This window comes from Paenibacillus gorillae (assembly GCF_000513275.1).
GTDB classification, from domain to species: Bacteria; Bacillota; Bacilli; order Paenibacillales; family Paenibacillaceae; genus Pristimantibacillus; species Pristimantibacillus gorillae.
The window spans coordinates 43,249-61,188 of record NZ_CBVJ010000033.1; the positions used below are offsets into that span (position 1 = coordinate 43,249).

Consider the following 17,940-nt stretch of genomic DNA (forward strand, 5'->3'; position numbering starts at 1 on the left):
CTGTCACTCCCCTTCTTCTAAAGCGGGGTTCGATTTCGTGTTGAATTGACTGAGCCAAAGCACGAGTGATTTCCGGTCGCGTTCAGCACCGAGCTGCTCCAGTTTTTTCCCCGCCTCGGACACAACCGCCTCTTCGCCGTTCCATTTGTCGATGACAAGCTTCGTTAGTTTCTGCCTGCGAAGCAGTTCACCGAATACAGCTTGCAGCTCTTGCAGCACAACCGGTTCACTCGACTTTCCGGCTGCGGTCTTCCGATTGTCACTTGAATCGAATGTAAATACCCGCTTGCCGTTGCCCTCCATCCAATACAGCAGCTGCTCCCCTTTAAAAGCGAGATAATTGCCAGGCTTACGGGCAAATGTGCAGCCCTCCCGCTCCGGCCAATCCATAATCAACCCAAAAGGGTTAGCCGGATCTACTGCAGAAAGCAAAGTAATCGCAGAGTTGCTTCCTTGAAGAAGCGGCTGGCGTATCGATTGTGCAAGTTCCGGTGTCGTAAACTGCATCGTCATCGTACCTTCGATAAAAATGCCGCGCGTAATGGTGCCCCATTCCTCCAGCTTCCGCAAAACCGGCAGCAAATGCTCCCAGCTATATGGTGTTAAAGCGGTGACAAGCTCCTTCGTCACGATTCCGTAGCCATCGAGCAAATGTCTAATCCAATAGGCTGGAGACGGCTCTTTGTCCGCACTTGCGCTTTCCAATTCGTGACCAGAGGCGGACTTCTCATCAACCAACGAGCCGGTCCAGTACCATCGGCCAAGGCCCGATCCGCTTCGCGCCCAATCCTTCCCTTTCTTCCCTGCAGTTAGACGGAGCGGCGCGAATTGGTCATTAGACGCTTGACCTGACCAGGCGAGCTCAAGCAGCTCCGACAACGTCTCCGTAGGCAATTGCCCTGCATCCCGGCTTAACCGAGTGAGGAAGCTCGCTCCGTTAGAACGCAAGCTTTCTAGAAGCTTGGGATGAGAAGCCTCTCGCTGTTGGCCCGCTTGCACATAAGGCTCATACAGCGGCTTATTTTCCGTCAGGAAGAAAGCGACCTTTCCTTCCTTCTCGCCTGCACTCTTGAGTCCCAGCCACAACACCTCACCCGTTGCGCATAGCAAATCAAGCTCTTCCTTCCGGTAATCTGCAAGCCTCGAAGGAAATATAACGGTTTCCCAGAGCGATAATGGAAAATAAAGCCCCTGCAGCTTCTCGATAACCGTTCGCAAGCCCTCACCGCCTCGCAGCTGCGTCCCTTGAAGCGCATGCTGCTGGAGCGCAATTTGCGCGCACCAGCGCATCGGCTGAACAGGCGCCGTCGCCTTGCGCGCTTCTCCAATCGACAACTTGACGATTCTCGAAGCAGCGCGGCGGCCTGTCCATAACCGTTCCTCTGCACTTCCCGCGAACGGGGCTTGTACAATTACGCCTTGTTCGCGCAGCGTGTCGACCATTCGCTTCGCGGCTTGCAGATCGAGCATAGGATAACGCTCGTATAACTCCACCTCCGTGAAGGATAACACCTGCTCGGCATATCTTCCGATTATAAAAGCAGCGGATGTGCTGGTGTTAGGAAACTCAGCGTACACGTCCGCTTCATCACTGCATATCCACCTCTCGTTATCGAGATATCCTTGCTGCTGATCTCCAAAATCGATACGGAGCAGTTGACCTGACCGCAGAAGCACATCTGTCCATTCTCCAGCCTTCTCCCCGGCAATCTTGGTTAGCTCGGCCATACTCAAATCACCTCTGCTTTTCAACAGGCGATACAAATCCTCCGGCGCTGCCATCCTCTCATGTTCTTCCTCCAGCCGTCTTCGCTCCATCTCAAGCACCTGCTCGGGAATGGACTTACGAACCGCATCATCGCCGAACAACCGGCCAGCTAGATCCTTGCTGACGCTCATCAGCTGCATTTGAATGGCAGCATCAAGACCGTCGCCCTCATAGACCCGCATATTCACATAATCGGACAAAAACTGAGTAGCGAGTGTCGAAGGGAAATTCGTCTCGCGAATGACGACCTCGATCTGCCCGCTGCGAATTTGACCGAGCAGGTCGCGAAGTCTGTCCAAATCCAGATATTGATGGAGGCATTCTTTCACCGCCTCCGTCAAGTAAGGAAAGCGATCAGCATAAGGCAGCGCTTCCCGAAGCAGCTCTTCACTGCGCAGCCGTTTTTGCCATAGCGGCGTCCGGGTAAAGCTGCGCGACAGCAGCAGCGACGTTTCCGCGATATGGCGGAAAGCGATCGCAAGCAGCGGCGAACCGGTGATCCCTTCCATGAGAAGCGATTCCACATTTTCCGGTACGACATGCCAGATCGCTTGCAGCCAGGACTCGTCCCACTCCGGCAATACAAATTCAATACCGTTGTCCTTGGCGTTTCCGTAAAGACGATAGGGCAGCAATTGCTCGAATTGACGCTCTATCGCCAGCAGCCACGTACGATTCACCCTTCTCCCGAACGGATTATGCATGATGACATGCGTCTGATTCATCACATCTTTGTAATGCTCAATAACGATCCGACGGTCGGTCGGCAGCTCGCTGAAGGCAAGCTGGGAGCGAACCAAGGAAATCAGCTGATTGGCCGTATAATCGTCCAAATAGTATTCGCTGTTTAACCAGTCGATAACTTGCTGATCCTGCGTTTCGGTGCCTCCTTTAACCTCGTCTTTCTCTGGCTCGTAGACCAGCCCTAGACGGCTTTGCAGCTCGGCCAGAAAAGAGCCAACCTGCACTCCGAGCGCATAGCTGCGGCCCGGACCTTCATTACGCCAGAACGGAATCTCGCTGAAGGAATTCGCCGCCTCTCCCACATAGATGCGGTCCTTGTCGATACGGCGGATCATCCAGGCATTCGTGCCCAGCTGGAATACGTCGCCAACCCGGCTCTCCTGCACAAATTCTTCATCCAGCTCGCCCAGATGCACACGGCTGTCCACATGATGAACGGGATAAGCCGAGCTGGAAGGAATCGTCCCGGCTCCGGTTAACGCGGCAACTGATGTACTTCCCCGTTTGCTCAGCAAGCCCGTCGCACGATTCCAGTCGATTAGCGGCTTGGCGAACGGATACATGCCCGACAGCACCTTGACCATATCCTCCAGCCGGTCCCTCGGGAAGCTCCGATAGCTGTCGCTGCCTGCAATTAGCCGGTGAAGCTGCTCCAGCGTTACATTTTCTGCGGCTACAATGGACACCGTCTGCTGCGAGAGCACATCGAGCCGATCCGCTGCGATCTCGATCGGCTCGATTTCACGCTCCGTTATCAGCTTGCTGAGCACCGCGACTTCCGGCAGAATGCCCCGGTTGCGGGCTACGATCGCACCGCGGCTAACGCTTCCGACAGCATGACCTGCCCTGCCGATACGCTGTATGCCTGCGGCAGGATCAAGGGGCGAATCTAACTGAATAACAAGATCGACATGGCCAACGTCGATGCCTAATTCCAGTGACGAGGTCGCGACAATGCAGCGCAACTCCCCGGCTTTCAGCTGCCGCTCCACTTCCAGCCGCCGTTCCTTCGCCATGCTGCCGTGATGGGCACGGGCAATTTCATAGCCCGCATGATCATTGAGCCGCAAGCAAAGCCGCTCGCAAAGTCTTCGGCTATTGACGAAGAGCAGCACCGAGCGGCTGTCCGCCATTAAAGCAAACAGCCGGTCAAGCAGCGGAAACCACACCGACTCTCGCGTCGGCATCGGCTGCTTGTGATCGGGCATTGTCGCAAGCACGGCCATTCTTTTCTGCATGAAGCTCTCAATAATAGTAACCGGCCGTGGTGTATAACCTAAGGGATGCACCTCACTGGCGACAATATCCGCCGCACTAGCCCTTTCCTCAGTCTCAGCCGACCAGCCCCCCAAAAAACGGGCCACTCGCTCCATCGGTTTCTGGGTAGCCGATACGCCAATGCGCTGAAGCCGGCGGCCGCCCAGCCGTTCTAGCCGCTCCAGCGACAACGACAAATGCGAGCCTCTTTTATCCGCTGCAAGCTGGTGAATTTCGTCGACGATGGCATATTCGGCAGTCTGCAGCAGCTGACGACCTTTCTCTGAGGTCAGTAAAATATAGAGTGATTCCGGAGTCGTAATGAGTACTTCCGGCGGCTTCCTCAGCATCGCAGCCCGCTGGGAGCTTGTTGTATCACCGGTTCGCACGGCGCAGCGGATGCCCGGCCATTCCAGCTCGGCAGCACCTGCCGCCGCGTCGATTTCCTCGACAAAACGAATCAGATGATCAAAAATATCATTGTTCAACGCCTTTAACGGCGTAATATATAGGATACGGACACCAGATTGTGATTGTATAACGCTGCTTAATTTGGACTTCACGACGCTGTCCAGACAAGGTAGCAGCGCAGCCAGCGTTTTGCCCGATCCGGTAGGAGCCGCTATTAGCGTATGCTCCCCTGCTGCTATCGACCGCCAAGCTTGCCGCTGGACGTCAGTTTCCTCTCCGAAAGAGGAACGGAACCACTGTGCTATAGCGGGATGGAACGCTTTCATCGATGAATTCGGCAACCTTCCTCAGCTCCATAACTAAAGTAACTTTCTTTATCCCTTATTATACCAGCCGTCCATTCGATAAGCCAAAGCAAAACGACCCGCCATCATAAGGAATGGAAGGGTCGTTATTCAGCTTTCAACTATGAACTGTCTCTATCCGTGAAAAGACCGCCAAAAATCACCCTGCTTATTAATCAGCAATTCAATTTGTGAATACGGAATGGTGAAGGTCGGAAAGCCAGCAGCATAAGGCGCAATATCATAGGGTTGAAAATAGAGCTTCAGCGCATTCTCCGTTACATAAAAAGGCTGATCCGGCTTAATCCCCTTATACGAACCGGGAAACACATAATCATATTGCGGATCATTTTTAATCTGTTCTCCAACTATGCGGCTTAAGGTTTTGACATAATCACTGCCCGGCTTAAACAGGTCCTTCAACTCGTAAAACTGGCCGTTTGTAACATTGATATGAGAGTAGATTTGACTTGGCATGCCATGCGCGGCGCCAAATGGATAATTGTATCCGGTCAACTCAAGCACAAGCAAATTTTTGTGGAACCATGCAATGTCAAAATCTCCGGTATACGAATAATCCAGTTGGGCCTCCGGATCGATAGGCTTCACCTGCGACAGCTCGCGAAGCTTCTTGTTGACGCGCTTCTCTGCCGCCTCATCCCCCATCCCCTCCAATACAGGATAGTAAACGAGATAATCGCGGTTCGGCTTATATTTCTCTTCCTTCACCCGATATGGTGTACGGAGCGGAATTGCCGTTGGCGGCTGCCAAACGATTCTCCCATTGCGTAGGGCATACAGCGTACGCTGATCGATGTTGACCTGTATGATCCCATCATCCATTAATACAAGATTGCCGCTTCCATTAAAAACAGGAAAATCCGGCGCAGCTTTCCCGCTTCCATCAATAAAGAAAGTCGTTTTACCGTCCGATGCCGACGCTACGCCATGCTTGTAGGAATCAATCTCTGTGAAAATAAAATCGGTTAGCTGCTTGCCAGCGTTATCAAACAGCGCATAGTTGGAGCCGAGATACGGCTGCTCCGTATTTCTTGCCTTTCCAACCGCGAACCGCTCATTGCCAAGCTGCAAAATATCGTTATAGATAGGCTTGATCACTGTATTCCCTTGCCGGTCGATGACACCGTATTGATTGTCGACGCCCTCCGACATATTGATTATCGCACGGCCAGCTTCGAACGGAAGCGCCATCGCGTAGCGAGGCGGAATGACGATTGCACCTAATTCATTGATGTAGCCGGTTTTCCCGTTCTCCGTTTGCCGAAATGGCAAGTAGCCGTCACCGGGCTGCCCAACAAAGGCATAATTGTAGGTGGCCAGCTTCACTCCGTTTGGCAATATGAGAGCAAATTCATGATCTTTCACCTTAACGAGCGCTCGGCCATGAGAGAAATCGCCGGCATCCTCATATTGAAGCGGTATCGCAACCGCGCCCTGCCTGTCGATATAGCCGTATTTACTGTCTCCGCCTTCTTGAGATGCACTAACCACTGCACGTCCATCATGCATCCCCGCCATATAAGTAAAGCTTTGCTCGCCAACAAGCTCCCCTGATTCATTCATCAACCGATAATTATTCCCTTTAATGACAGGTACACGGCCCTCTGAGAAACCTCCGATATAGTCATAGACCGGTTGAGCCACATACGCCCCCGAGCTGTCGATTAAGCCTTGCTTCCCGTTTAGCTGAACGACGGCGTAACCGATCAGTTGAAAAGGGTTCGCATATTCGTATTGCGGCCGGATTGCAACCGTTCCGTTGCTGTTCATGTACCCCCATTTCGTGCCAGCCGTCGTTTTTACCGTGATCGGGTATAACACTCGTGACCGGACACTGAAAAAGCGATTCACAGCCATTCCAAGCACCCCTCTCCGTCATTTCGACGCAACTAAATAATCGTATGCACGGAATTGCGAATTATGACTAATTGTTGGTTTACATAATAAATGTTATGTATCTCCGATGGAACTTAGTTAACATAATTCTTGTTATGTTATTAATAATCGAATTGGTTTACATAAATAAAATTATGTTTGCTCAATCCAAGTTAATTTACATAACTATATTTATGTTACCTATCAATCACCGAGTAACCCGCTTGGAATTTTACTGGATATATTGCCCATAGCTGTTTGCAGCTGCTTATTGTCGATGTGGGTATAAATTTGTGTCGTCTCGATGCTCGCGTGTCCGAGCAGCTCCTGCAGTGTCCGTATATCCGTCCCGCTGCGAATTTGCATCGTTGCGAAGGAATGGCGCAGCTTATGGCTGGAAATCCGTTTGTCAGCAAGCGAAGGCCGCTCTTCCTTGAGCAGTGCGATCGTCTGGTCGGCCACCGTCTGGATCATGCGTATTGATAACCGTCTTCCAAACTGCGATACGAAAAACGGCTGTTCCTTGCCCTGCCGCGAATCAATTCTCTCTTCCAGTGCTTTGCGCAGCACCCGATGAAGCGGCTCTGGGAGCGGAATGACACGCCATTTGCGGCCTTTCCCAAGAATGTGAATGACGCCGTCTGGCCGCAAATCCGGGATGTTCATCCGGTGAATCTCCCCGACCCGGAGGCCTGCATACGCCATCAACAGTACGATAGCCAGATTGCGGGCGTAATATTTGCCTTGTATCGTCTGGAGCAGCTCCTCCAGCTCCTGTTCCTCCAAGTAGACCGGTATCCGGTGCTTTTCTTGCTTAGATTTTGCGACTAATGCCGCCGGGTTCGCCGTGCCTGCCTCCATCTCGATCAACGCCTTGAAAAAAGCCCGAAGCGAGGAAAGCTTTCGATTACGCGCTTCATCCCCCGCTCCCTTCTCTCTGGCCGATGCCAAATAACGCATCACATCCATTTTTCCAAGCTGCGAGATGGCAGCCGGATGCACCGAGCTCAGGAAGCTTTGCGCATCCTGCCAGTAAGCTTTCTGTGTCGCTTTGGTCATGCCTCTATTTTTCATCCAGATCAGAAATAGCTCTAACTCCATGCCATAGCTGTCTGTCAACTCATGCTTTTGTATTGCCAACGGAATCCCTCCAGATTATGTAAAAAATTAAGCTAAATTTAATGCGTTATGCCCTATTATCGTATCAAAAAAGCAGCTCACAATTCAAATTGCGCGAAATATGTATTTCGCGCAATTTTTTTCGAACCATTTTCAGTCACCTAAAGCTAATAAAATACCAGCAATCCAATAGCAGCAACCTCCTGTTATTATGAAGTGTCCTTCCACGCAAAAAAGGACAGTCCATCATTCCGATGACTGCCGCCCATTCTTTTTTTCAATATTCCTTTCAAAAAAAATGAAGCCCGCATTATGCGAGCTTCGTCGTTTCTATATTTAACCCCGTTAAAGATTGCAGCACCACGCCTTTTGGCAAAACGCGGACTACTTGCTTTCTAACTTCGTCAGCATTCAGCTCATCGCCGAAAATCACGATCCGTCCGCTGTCGTCCGAAGTCCGGATGAGCCGGCCAATCCCTTGCCGCAGCCTTAACAGCATATACGGCATGTCCACCGTCTCGAAAGGCTTATCGGAATCGGCGCGGCGCGCCTCGAATACCGGATCTTTCGGAGGGAACGGCAGCGACCATATAATGACTTGCGACAGTGAAGGACCGGGAATATCAAGCCCCTCCCACAGCGTGACCGCGCAAAGCACGCTCTCCTCTTCCTGTTGGAACTGCGCGATCAAGTGACTGATCTCCGCCGAGCCCTCGTACAGGAAGCGATACTTCTCACCGACTGGCTGAATAGCCATCGCTTTACGGAATTGTCCCAATTCCTCCATGGAAGGGAACAGCAGCAGCGTTCTTCCGCCCGATTGCTCGATCAGCTTGCAAGCTTGACTTAGCTTCGCAGCGTCCGATATGGATTCCCCCAACTCCGGCGCAAAAATCTGCATCCGGTTCTCGTAATCATATGGAGAAGGAACGGTGAACTGCAGCGCCTCCTGGATGCCGAGGCTTGCTTTCATATAATCGAAAGACCCATCGACGGAAAGCGTTGCGGAGGAAAAGACGATCGGCATTTTACGGGAAAATACCTGCTCCTTCAGCACTTCTTTCACCCATTTCGGCATAATGACCAAGGAGATACCTTCCTTATCCTCCGATACCCAGCTGATCGGCTTCTCTTCCCTCTTGTACAGGTTGAGCGCAAATTGGATCATCTCCAAATGCTCCTCGACGATTTTGAGCTGATACTCATCGATTGTGAACAAGCCGCTTTCAAAGACAAGCTCCTCTTCAATGGAATCGATGATGGATTGAAGCCGGTTAACTTCCCGCGTTAGCGACTCGTTCCACTGAATTTCCTTGCGATTCGAAGCTTGTACACTCACACTATGCTTACCGAGCATCCGGAATAAATGCTCGCTTTGCGAAATCGCTTCTTCGATGGCGACGGCCAGCGACTCGCGAATTTCGTCCTGCAGCAGACGGGTAATAATCGATTCGAATACGCTATGATTCAGCTTGTACGTAAGCGCCTGCTGCGCTGCTGTCTCCAGCAAATGGCCTTCGTCGAATACGACCGAGCTGTGCTCAGGAAGAAGCGGCAGCTGCCCTTCACGCTTTCTGGCTTCATAAGTCCATACATGCTCCATATAGAAATCATGCGAGCAAATAATGATATCGGCCGATTTCCGGTAATGGTCACGCGATAACGTTTGTCCGCAGCGGTGGCGGCGGTCGCAGACGAGACAATCCTGGAAGACGTCCCAGCCGACTTTGCCCCATTGCTCGTCATCCAGCTCCGGATAATCCGTCCGGTTTCCGTAAGGGTGGAAAATCTGCATCGTTTCCGGCTTATGGACGAAGCTCGGCAATTCCCGGAAAATATCGTCATAGATCTCGTCTTCGAATGCGCCTCTAGCGTCATCGAGCTTGTTCAGGCACAAATATTGATCGGCCGACTTGCCCAGCCGGGCGTCGACAATCAAATCCAAATGCCGAGCCAACTTAGCAATATCGCCTTCCGGCTTCACAAGCTGCTCGATCAGCGATTCGTCCGCGCAAGCGATAACGGCAGGCTTTCTTGTATAGCGGGCGTAAGTGATGGCATAGAGCAAATAAGCAAGCGTTTTGCCCGTACCTACGCCGGCCTCGGCAAAAATCGTCTGCTTTTCCGCATAGGCACGCTCCAGCTGGAACGCCATGAAAATCTGCTCGTCCCTTACTTCAAAGCCCGCTTCAGGCAGCTTTTCATAAAACACATCCGCGATCCAATCGCTTGCTTGCTGAATGAAAGGCTCCTTTGGGTCGAACGAAAACGGATATTGATTCACGATTCTGTATCCCCCATTAGTTGCAAACGACCGCATGTAAGCATGCAGCCGTTTCACCAGATCCCCTATTTACTTTACAATGTTAAAAATCCGATTTTGGTTTGCGCGGCTGTCTTTTCGGTTTGTTCTGCACAGCAGGCAAATGTTTCATGCTTCTTGCCATCGGCCCTTTGCAGATCGGACAGCTTTGCTCCGACGATGCAAATTCATCGCGTACCCATGCTTTGCACTCCGGGTTTTTACATTTCAAAATTTTCGTTGGCAATAATTTCTGTTTCGTTATGTCTTCGCTTGTAGCCAAATGTTGTCGCATCCCTTTCATTAACCGCATAAAAAACAAATCTCGATAAATATATCATTTTCATACGGACTAAGTCAAAGGTCTTATCTATCAAACTTGCTGCCTGGCCGGTTCCTCTTCCCGCAGCCGTCTTAACCGGTCTCGTTCCATCGCTTCCTTGACGGGATCAGGCCTATCCGCTTTTGGCAATTTACTGTTAATACGCAATAGGATTACGATAATAATGACGAGAAGGATGACAATAACAATTCCCATCTACACAGTCCCCTCGCCAAGTCTAATGCGGTATTCCCTTTTTAACAGCGAGAATATGACAGCATCGACAAATTGGCTTTTTTCCAAATAATAATCTCTCAATAAACCCTCTTCCGTCAGGCCTGCCTTCTCCAGCAATCGCCTGGAATCGTCATTAGCAGGATCAATCATCGCTTCAATCCGGTTCAGCCCCATAATCTCAAAGCCGTACGGTAAAATCGCCGCAATCGCTTCCGACATATACCCTTTCCGCCAATGTGACGGTGACAGCTCATATCCGATTTCGGATTTGAAATGCTCCTTCTCCCAGCTATGATAACCGATCGTACCAATCGTCTCGGAAGTATCCTTTAACGTAATCCCCCAGCGTATGCCCAGTCCAAGCTCATAACTGCTGTTCCAAGTCTCAATTAAAGCGACCGCTTGGCTCTGTTCTGTAAAGCTCTCAAGATCATAATACCGGGTAACCTCGTCTAGTGAAAAATAACGATACAGAGCATCGGCATCATCCAGCGTCAATTGATGCAGCAGCAGCCGGTCGGTTTCTAGTATGGGAAAATGAGTCACGCTAGCACCTCGCTTTATGTAAATGAAATTGCTTGCACTTCATTGCCACTCGTTATCGCTTTCTCGTACAAATTCGCACGCCATCCATTGGACCAATGTCTCGTGCCAACTTGAACATATCCATTGCTTTGATAATAGTTATTTAACGCCGTATTATCGGCCATACAATCCAGACGGACCATCTTTTTGCCCCGTGCTTTAATCTCCCGTTCTGCCCAAGCCAGCAAATAACGGCCAATTCCGGCGTTGGTATGCGTCCGGCTCACCGCAAATCGGTGAATATAGCCGGCATCCTCGCTGTTCAACTCTTCCCATACACTAGGGTCGGTCCAGCAGATGAGCAAAGTGCCTACCGCTTCCCCATTCATGCTGGCGATAAAAATATCCGCGCCGCTATCCATCCATTCCTTGATTTGTCCGATATTGAAATATTCCGGCGCCCATTGCGCGATTCCTTTCGCTTGCAGCCATCTAGCTGCAGTCTGCCACAGCGATAAAATCGTCTCGCCGTCGGAAATAACGGCTGGCCGAACCTCGATCGGACTGGTATTCCCATTCATGATGTCACCTTCTGTTTGGATTATTATTATCGATAAGCCGTATCGAATTGCTCCTGATTTCCATTATAAACATTCAGATCGACATAAGCATCAATTCCGTCTGCCCGGCCCCGATTGCTATATTGCCAGAACTCCCATTGCCGGTCCTGCTTTAAGTTGGGATGCTTGACGATATCCCGAATCCAAATCCGATAATCTTCGAAGCTTCCAGCAATGTACGTCTTGTATGTAGCATAAGTAACATACAGCATGGGGCGCTGGCCGTAGTGGCGCTCCAGCTTGCTGCTTAAATCGGTTAACTCCTGCCTGATATGGGAGACATCCTTATTGAGCGCAATTTCAATATCAATAACTGGAGGAAGCATATCGTCATCAGTCGGAACCGTTGCGATAAAATGATCCGCCTGCTGTTCACCTGTGCTTTGTGTCGTGAAAAAATGATAGGCGCCGGTCAAGAGACCATTAGCTTTCGCTTCTATCCAATTATCCGTAAAATAAGGATCGGTCCAATCCCGGCCTTCCGTCGCCTTGATGTACGCAAATTGGAACCTTCCCGTACCTTGCAGCTTCGTCCAGTCAATATCGCCCTGATATCTGGCCACATCAATTCCCTTCACTTCATATCTTGAAGCGAAGAGACTATTATGCCAAATATAGCCTTTAAATTCTAAAAAAGCCGCAATAATCATCATACCGAGGATTATTACGGCTTCTGTTATTCGCCTTCTATGCTTCATGGCCTCTCCTTATCGATAGAATCGAATAATTAGACGGAATCAGACCAGTCCCGTTCCAATCGGATCGCCCTGCCCATCTTTCCCGACTCCAATAGTGGTATATTTATCCATAATAGCGCACATTTGTTCGTTGGTAAAGAAAGGACTAGATATTATTTTTGTTCCGTCCATGCAGAGCGGATGTAGCCGATTCGCATTCCGCTTCGTTCCATGTTCCGATGGCTTTGGGATAAATACGCGCATTGGCTGACAACGAGCTTGCAGTCATTCGCTCTTGCGATTTCGAATCGTTTATCAATTAACTGCCGCTGCAAGCCTAGATTGCGATATTCAGGCAACGTGGCGGCAAATGTCAACGAAGCGATTCCATCCTTCATATACATGACGGCAGTCGCGGCAGGAGTGCCGTTCACCCGTGCCAGTAAAAACACCCAGCCTGGCCGGTTATACAGCACCCTGTTGTTGCTAGCCACCGGAGGTATACCTGCATCGGGCAACCCTGTTGCCCGACAATGAATAGTTGCGTATGTATCAAACTCATCACCCTGAAGCTCTTCAATGACGATTTTCATGGGATTTACGTCACTGTGCTCCTCTTCTGTTTCGTCGTCAGCGAACAGATATTCATTCAATCCCATATACATCGTCACATGAAATGAGGAAGCGTAGAAACCCTGTCCAGACAGCGCTCCGAGCGCAACTCCATCAACAAGCGAGGGAAGCACCTCAATTTGCGGCTGGCGGTCCCGCGACTTAAAAAAAGCGATGATGTCGGGTATATAATCTGCATCGGCAGAACGGAATCCTTTAACCGTATTAAAGGTTGGCCATGGCATCGTCCTGCTATAGAAGCAGACGGCACCGCCAAACTCGGCGATCTCAATACCCTCGGGATTGCCTTCCCGCTCTTGGATCGCCAGCATGCGGTCCACCATGTAATGAATTTCCGCCCTTTCCATGTCGGAAGTCAGCTCTTGGGCTGGCAGCAGCATGCTCATTGCTCCACTCCGTTCCCGTCGTTGTCCATTTCCACTTCAAAGATGGAATCAACAATGATCGGCAAATTGTCTCTAACCGATACGGCGCCTAGCACCGATCTTGCGTGCTTGCCCTTTTCTCCGAAAACGTCTATCAGCAAATCGGAATAACCATTCAGCACCTTATGATGCTCCTCATAGTCTGCAGTCGCATTGACGAAGCCTTGGATTTTTACCGCACGCTTCACTTTATCCAAAGACCCTAATGCGGTTTTAAGTACCGCCAGCACTTCGATACCGGCAAGTCTTGCAAATTGATAGCCCTGCTCCGTCGTATAGTCAAGCCCCAGCTTGCCTCTTGGGTTGCCGGAAGGCCCTTTGCCAGAAACGAATAACAGTCCGTTTAAATAGACGTAATTCACGTATTTAGCTGCGGGATCACTTGCATCTGGCAAAACAATATTTAATTGCTGCAATCTATTCTCAATTGACATTGTCATTCTCCTTTAATGATTTTAGCCCAATTTCCGTACTGCCCAGGTCAGTAGATTTCCTTTGAAAATAATGCTCTTCCCGTCTTTCGTTTCATTCACCCTTCGCTCGCTCCACTGTCTATCAATCATTTCCCAGCCGGCATAAAGCTGCTCCAACAGCTCAAAGGCATGACTCGTACTTAAATTCAATTCAATCAGACCTTCATGGATCACGCCTGACTCTGTCTCGATTTCTTCAACGCTCGTGCTCATTTGAATGCAGTGAATACCACCATGCTTCGTCCCCTCTTGCATACGGAGAACCATACTTGAAAACCTCCGCTTCCGAGCTAAGATGCTCCAGACAGCAGCAGGCAACGATATAATCGTAGAGGTTCCTTTCAATAGGGAAAAATTCTGCATCCTGCGCAAACGGTACAATCGTATCGGTTACTCCATATTGCTCGGCATTAGCAATTAAACGTTCCACTGCCATCGGCAGCAGTTCGACACAGGTTACTTGTCCACCACTGGCCTGTATCTGCTCGGCGATCGGAATGCTGTTTCTTCCAACCCCGCAGCCAAGATCCAGCACCTGAACCGCTTCATGCTCGAATTGCTGCAGCTGCTCCATTACGATCGGAACGGGACGAGACATCCAATTGCCCGGCTCGAACAGTTCTGTTGCCGCGTAAAATTGCTCATGATAAGCCATTTCTTTCTGACGGGCTTGCAGAAATCGGTTCATAGTCGAAGAAGCTCCCCTCACCAGCGATGATCGCATTGGATAATGTGAATTCTTTTCGGCATTCCCGATAAAAGCTGCCCAGCCGGTACCCGCCTGCTTTAAACACCGATCGATGCTGTCTCCAGACAACAGCCAGCGTCCCTTCCAGCAGAAACCGGTGCATCCCTCTGTAGCAGCTGTTGATGAACGGATTACGCTTGTAGGAAAGCTTATGTAACGTTTCAGACTGAAACTGGACATGCTTGTCTTCGTCCAGCAATATTTGATCGCAAAGCTGAATGAGCATTGTAGAGCTTGTACTGTCGCGCAGCGCTTTATAGTAAATTTTCGCAATAATTTCCGCTGTAATGAGAACGATAATGGATTGTTCCAGCCCGGCGAACTTCCGCAGCTTGCGAAAAACGCCATCTACCCAGTGCTCGCGAATGATCGGAATTTGCTGCAGGCGCATAAACTTAGCCAAATCTCTCGCATGGCGCTGCTCCTCCCGAATAAATTCAACGATAGCCCCGAAGTAGGCTTCGTCCTTCGTTTTATCAATGTATGCCTTCGCATTGCTGATCAGATGCTTGCCTTCCGAGTTTTCGCCCAGTTGAAACTGCTGAATCGATCTTGTAACCGCTTTTCGCTCGCTGGCGGTAAGCCGATACTCGTCGCCCCAATCTATCCGCTGCAAATGATCCTGATTGTACAGAAAATACGCCCGCCATTTTGCAAATTGAACTTCCATTATCGCATTCTCCTTAAAGCATGGTTGATGATCTAGATATTTATAGGCCATTACTTCACGTTAGATCAATTCCAGCAATTCGCTAAGCTTATCAATTTCATGCAGCGGCTTCGCCTGCAAGTCTTCCCGCCATGGCTGATTGACCTTCAACCAGACGGTATGCATGCCGGACTTCGCTGCTCCTTCCACATCATTGACGGGATGATCGCCAATAAACAGACATTCATCAGCCTGCACCTGCAAGCGATCCAGCGCCATTTGAAAAATCGTCGGGTCCGGCTTTTTACACCCGGCCTCCTCGGATACGAGGATGAGATCGAATGCATCACGGATCGCTACTTGATCGATTTTGCCGTATTGAATCATCGTTCGCCCATTTGTAATTAACCCCGTTAAATACTTGGAACGAGCATGCTGAAGTACCTCTAACGCTTGCTCCATCAATACTGCGCATTTGACGTATTCCTCGCTGTAGAACGACAAGAGCTCTGCTTTTGTCGGCTTCGTCGACCAGGGCAGCTCTTCCAGCAGCTCGGCAAACAGCTCGTTTTTGTTTTTATAGCCGTCTTCATCCAGTTCGATAATCCGGTTACGAATAAACTGCGTATTTTCCAAATGACTGAAGTAGGTTCGAACCAATGAATCCGTAAAGCTTCCAAAGGTTATCGTCCGGTCCAGCAATGTGTTGTCCAAATCGAAAATGACTGCTTTTATCATGTGGTTACCCCCTGAATATATAATTAACTAGATTAAATATTAGATAGATTAAATAATTTCCCAAGTCTGATTTTTCTTGCATAGCATCCTCTGTACAGATGACTCTGCAATACGATCGAAATGATTAATTAAATGATCCATACCATCGGTTAATTGAAAAGAAAGCTCTGTATACAGCGGAATCTCAAATCCGTCTGCCGTCAGCTTCAAGCGTTCAAAGTCAAATGCGACTCCGTTATTTGCGTAATGAAGCAGAGCTTCTGCGATAGTTAACGGCATTAATACTTGGGCTAACGAATAGATATGGCTTTCAAACAGCTGTTGAATGACTCCAAGATAATCAGCGGTGTTTTTCATATACACCCTGCTGTACCAGTCATCGTCGTGACTTGTATAGGCGTAACGGTTACGAAGAGTTGAGCTATACGGACTATTCATCGGCTTTAAGTAGTGCCCCAAATACAGAAGCTCCGCCTTTTCCCGATCTGAGAGTTTATCTAAATCGTCTAAATCCTCAACATCTATCCATACGAAGTCACCGAACATGCAGGGATCAATCTGTTTCATTTCCTCACCGGCCAGATAATACAGTCCAAGTGACGAATGATATTGAGCACCTGCTACTTCCTCAAACGGATTCAATACGAGCAGATTAGGGATGGCACCAACACCATCGAGAAAATCTTGAAAGCTGATACCGGTGGATATCACCGAGTCTCCCTCTTTATACAGGTACACAAGGGTTCGCCGCTTATTAAGCGGAGCCTCTGCTTGTATATCTGGTGGTGCCAACCCCATCCCCTGATCGACCAACTGCAATAGATTCTTCTCGTTTAGGCCATTTTGAACAAATTGAAACAGAGTTCCATTGAGTCGCTGCGCCCGATCCACAATTTGGCCGAGATGATAGCTGAAATGCTCAATAAGATGATAGAGGCCGAACATGTCCAAACATTCGTCATCCGCATCATACACAGCTTGCTCCCAAGCGGTAAAAGCAGCTTCCACTTTGGAAATAAGAATTGACGGCTCGAGTTCTTCATTCGGAAAATACCGTTCAATTCCACTATGAAATTGGATATCTGGATCAAGTATCCGGGCTTTACTCCGCTCCACATGCTCCAGCAGATGATGTACAATGCCGCCAATGCTGTTTGAATGTTCAGACTCTTTACTCCATAATTGCTCGCGATTTAGTGATGCAATGCTAATCTGAAGCTTAGGCAAGTAGTGTTTAGCCATTCGATACTTTGATATTTCGACAAATCGCCATAGCGATTCACTATCCATTCGCATTCCCCTATCCGATTTACTTTTGCTTTAATAAAGCTGGACCTAACTGCAGAAGCTTCTCCCTGATAAAAGGTTTAAGTTGCTCAGGCAGATGATCCAACGAGAAAAATGCAGCATCCAATATTTCAATGCCGTCTGGACGGAGCTCACCTTCATACTCCGTGCAAAGATAGGCAATGACGACGTTGTAGTATTCATGTCCGTTCTTTAGTCGAGTGTAAAGCGCTTCTCCTGAATAAACCCCAACCAGCCGAAGCTGCTTTAGAGTGATTTGCAACTCTTCCTTCAATTCGCGCCGCAAGCACTCCTCAGTGGATTCGCCCAATTCCATCAAGCCGCCGGGAATGCCCCATGTATGATCATTATGTTGAACAAGCAGAATTTGACCGCTTTGATTGACAATAGCAGCGCTCGGCCGAACCAATATAAGCGGCTGATTGCCGACTAACGCCCGAAGTTCTTCGATATACCCCATTGAACAACCCCCTGTCTATACACTAATTGTAAATTATAAAATAGGAATAAAAAGAGAAAGTTATCGCCCATTAATTTCGCATTTTACGCGGTGGAGGTAATGGATCGGCAGTATAGTGCAAAGAACGTGAGTGAAAAATCTTCCATTTTTCTTATATTCCATTGTACCAACATTCCAATTTGGTGGGAATAACAAACAACCGGGGGTCGCTGCGCGTTTTGGTTCTGTCTGCCGTGCTTAATTCCATTACCTCATCATCTTCACGATGAATAATAGATTGAATC

17 protein-coding genes are annotated in these 17,940 nt (G+C 49.3%); all 17 read right to left on the reverse strand.

The genetic code is table 11. The annotated features are described in order from the left end of the window. Positions 1-3: 3 nt before the first annotated feature. The 17 genes from TY10_RS06385 to TY10_RS06455 all read right to left on the reverse strand — a co-directional run bounded on the left by TY10_RS06385 (position 4) and on the right by TY10_RS06455 (position 17,656). Positions 4-4,521, reverse strand: a complete 4,518-nt coding sequence (locus TY10_RS06385) for a DEAD/DEAH box helicase (protein WP_052350400.1) — start codon at positions 4,519-4,521, stop codon at positions 4-6. 138 nt (positions 4,522-4,659) lie between these two features. Continuing rightward, positions 4,660-6,402, reverse strand: coding sequence for a WG repeat-containing protein (locus tag TY10_RS06390; RefSeq protein WP_052350401.1), 1,743 nt, complete (start codon positions 6,400-6,402; stop codon positions 4,660-4,662). A gap of 222 nt (positions 6,403-6,624) precedes the next feature. Continuing rightward, positions 6,625-7,560, reverse strand: a complete 936-nt coding sequence (locus TY10_RS06395; protein ID WP_042161755.1) for a tyrosine-type recombinase/integrase — start codon at positions 7,558-7,560, stop codon at positions 6,625-6,627. A gap of 289 nt (positions 7,561-7,849) precedes the next feature. Further along, entirely contained in the window at positions 7,850-9,823 is a 1,974-nt protein-coding gene (locus tag TY10_RS06400) for an ATP-dependent DNA helicase (protein WP_155985730.1), read from the reverse strand. Positions 9,824-9,905: 82 nt separating this feature from the next. After that, complete coding sequence (locus tag TY10_RS06405) at positions 9,906-10,154, reverse strand: cold-inducible protein YdjO-related protein (protein ID WP_337588336.1); 249 nt, start codon at positions 10,152-10,154, stop codon at positions 9,906-9,908. A 60-nt stretch (positions 10,155-10,214) separates the two neighbouring features. After that, on the reverse strand, positions 10,215-10,379 hold the full coding sequence (locus tag TY10_RS30300; protein ID WP_155985733.1) for a hypothetical protein: 165 nt from the start codon (positions 10,377-10,379) through the stop codon (positions 10,215-10,217). Then, on the reverse strand, positions 10,380-10,946 hold the full coding sequence (locus TY10_RS06410) for a GNAT family N-acetyltransferase (RefSeq protein WP_081735141.1): 567 nt from the start codon (positions 10,944-10,946) through the stop codon (positions 10,380-10,382). A gap of 14 nt (positions 10,947-10,960) precedes the next feature. Then, positions 10,961-11,506: a GNAT family N-acetyltransferase gene (locus tag TY10_RS06415; protein WP_042161758.1), complete on the reverse strand. Its 546-nt coding sequence runs from the start codon at positions 11,504-11,506 to the stop codon at positions 10,961-10,963. Positions 11,507-11,532: 26 nt separating this feature from the next. After that, positions 11,533-12,243 (reverse strand): glycoside hydrolase family 25 protein, encoded by a 711-nt coding sequence (locus TY10_RS06420; RefSeq protein ID WP_042161760.1) that lies wholly within the window; start codon positions 12,241-12,243, stop codon positions 11,533-11,535. 152 nt (positions 12,244-12,395) lie between these two features. After that, a complete protein-coding gene (locus tag TY10_RS06425; RefSeq protein WP_042161762.1) occupies positions 12,396-13,241 on the reverse strand; it encodes a GNAT family N-acetyltransferase in 846 nt (281 codons plus the stop codon). After that, positions 13,238-13,720 carry a RidA family protein gene (locus tag TY10_RS06430; protein ID WP_042161764.1) on the reverse strand — a complete coding sequence of 161 codons (483 nt, stop codon included), beginning with the start codon at positions 13,718-13,720 and terminating at the stop codon, positions 13,238-13,240. Before TY10_RS06430 ends, TY10_RS06425 begins: the two co-directional genes overlap by 4 nt. Before the next feature lie 15 nt (positions 13,721-13,735). Then, on the reverse strand, positions 13,736-14,020 hold the full coding sequence (locus TY10_RS31335; RefSeq protein WP_238327478.1) for a hypothetical protein: 285 nt from the start codon (positions 14,018-14,020) through the stop codon (positions 13,736-13,738). Further along, on the reverse strand, positions 13,950-14,441 hold the full coding sequence (locus TY10_RS06435; protein ID WP_238327479.1) for a class I SAM-dependent methyltransferase: 492 nt from the start codon (positions 14,439-14,441) through the stop codon (positions 13,950-13,952). Before TY10_RS06435 ends, TY10_RS31335 begins: the two co-directional genes overlap by 71 nt. Continuing rightward, the gene (locus TY10_RS06440) at positions 14,395-15,171 is read right to left on the reverse strand and encodes a ferritin-like domain-containing protein (RefSeq protein ID WP_052350402.1); all 777 of its coding nucleotides are present in this window, start codon (positions 15,169-15,171) and stop codon (positions 14,395-14,397) included. The genes TY10_RS06435 and TY10_RS06440 overlap by 47 nt, the downstream gene beginning before the upstream one ends. 60 nt (positions 15,172-15,231) lie before the next feature. Then, positions 15,232-15,888 carry an HAD family hydrolase gene (locus TY10_RS06445; RefSeq protein WP_042161766.1) on the reverse strand — a complete coding sequence of 219 codons (657 nt, stop codon included), beginning with the start codon at positions 15,886-15,888 and terminating at the stop codon, positions 15,232-15,234. 48 nt (positions 15,889-15,936) lie between these two features. Continuing rightward, entirely contained in the window at positions 15,937-17,178 is a 1,242-nt protein-coding gene (locus TY10_RS28705; RefSeq protein ID WP_052350403.1) for a hypothetical protein, read from the reverse strand. 19 nt (positions 17,179-17,197) lie between these two features. Then, positions 17,198-17,656, reverse strand: coding sequence for an NUDIX hydrolase (locus TY10_RS06455; RefSeq protein ID WP_042161768.1), 459 nt, complete (start codon positions 17,654-17,656; stop codon positions 17,198-17,200). Positions 17,657-17,940: the final 284 nt, after the last annotated feature.

Bases quoted from the DNA above. Each gene is read 5' to 3' on its own strand.
- TY10_RS06390 (WP_052350401.1), bottom strand. From the start codon at position 6,402: ATGGCTGTGAATCGCTTTTTCAGTGTCCGGTCACGAGTGTTATACCCG.
- TY10_RS06405 (WP_337588336.1), bottom strand. From the start codon at position 10,154: ATGCGGTTAATGAAAGGGATGCGACAACATTTGGCTACAAGCGAAGAC.
- TY10_RS30300 (WP_155985733.1), bottom strand. From the start codon at position 10,379: ATGGGAATTGTTATTGTCATCCTTCTCGTCATTATTATCGTAATCCTA.
- TY10_RS06415 (WP_042161758.1), bottom strand. From the start codon at position 11,506: ATGAATGGGAATACCAGTCCGATCGAGGTTCGGCCAGCCGTTATTTCC.
- TY10_RS06420 (WP_042161760.1), bottom strand. From the start codon at position 12,243: ATGAAGCATAGAAGGCGAATAACAGAAGCCGTAATAATCCTCGGTATG.
- TY10_RS06425 (WP_042161762.1), bottom strand. From the start codon at position 13,241: ATGAGCATGCTGCTGCCAGCCCAAGAGCTGACTTCCGACATGGAAAGG.
- TY10_RS06430 (WP_042161764.1), bottom strand. From the start codon at position 13,720: ATGACAATGTCAATTGAGAATAGATTGCAGCAATTAAATATTGTTTTG.
- TY10_RS31335 (WP_238327478.1), bottom strand. From the start codon at position 14,020: ATGGTTCTCCGTATGCAAGAGGGGACGAAGCATGGTGGTATTCACTGC.
- TY10_RS06435 (WP_238327479.1), bottom strand. From the start codon at position 14,441: ATGAACCGATTTCTGCAAGCCCGTCAGAAAGAAATGGCTTATCATGAG.
- TY10_RS06440 (WP_052350402.1), bottom strand. From the start codon at position 15,171: ATGGAAGTTCAATTTGCAAAATGGCGGGCGTATTTTCTGTACAATCAG.
- TY10_RS06445 (WP_042161766.1), bottom strand. From the start codon at position 15,888: ATGATAAAAGCAGTCATTTTCGATTTGGACAACACATTGCTGGACCGG.
- TY10_RS28705 (WP_052350403.1), bottom strand. From the start codon at position 17,178: ATGGATAGTGAATCGCTATGGCGATTTGTCGAAATATCAAAGTATCGA.
- TY10_RS06455 (WP_042161768.1), bottom strand. From the start codon at position 17,656: ATGGGGTATATCGAAGAACTTCGGGCGTTAGTCGGCAATCAGCCGCTT.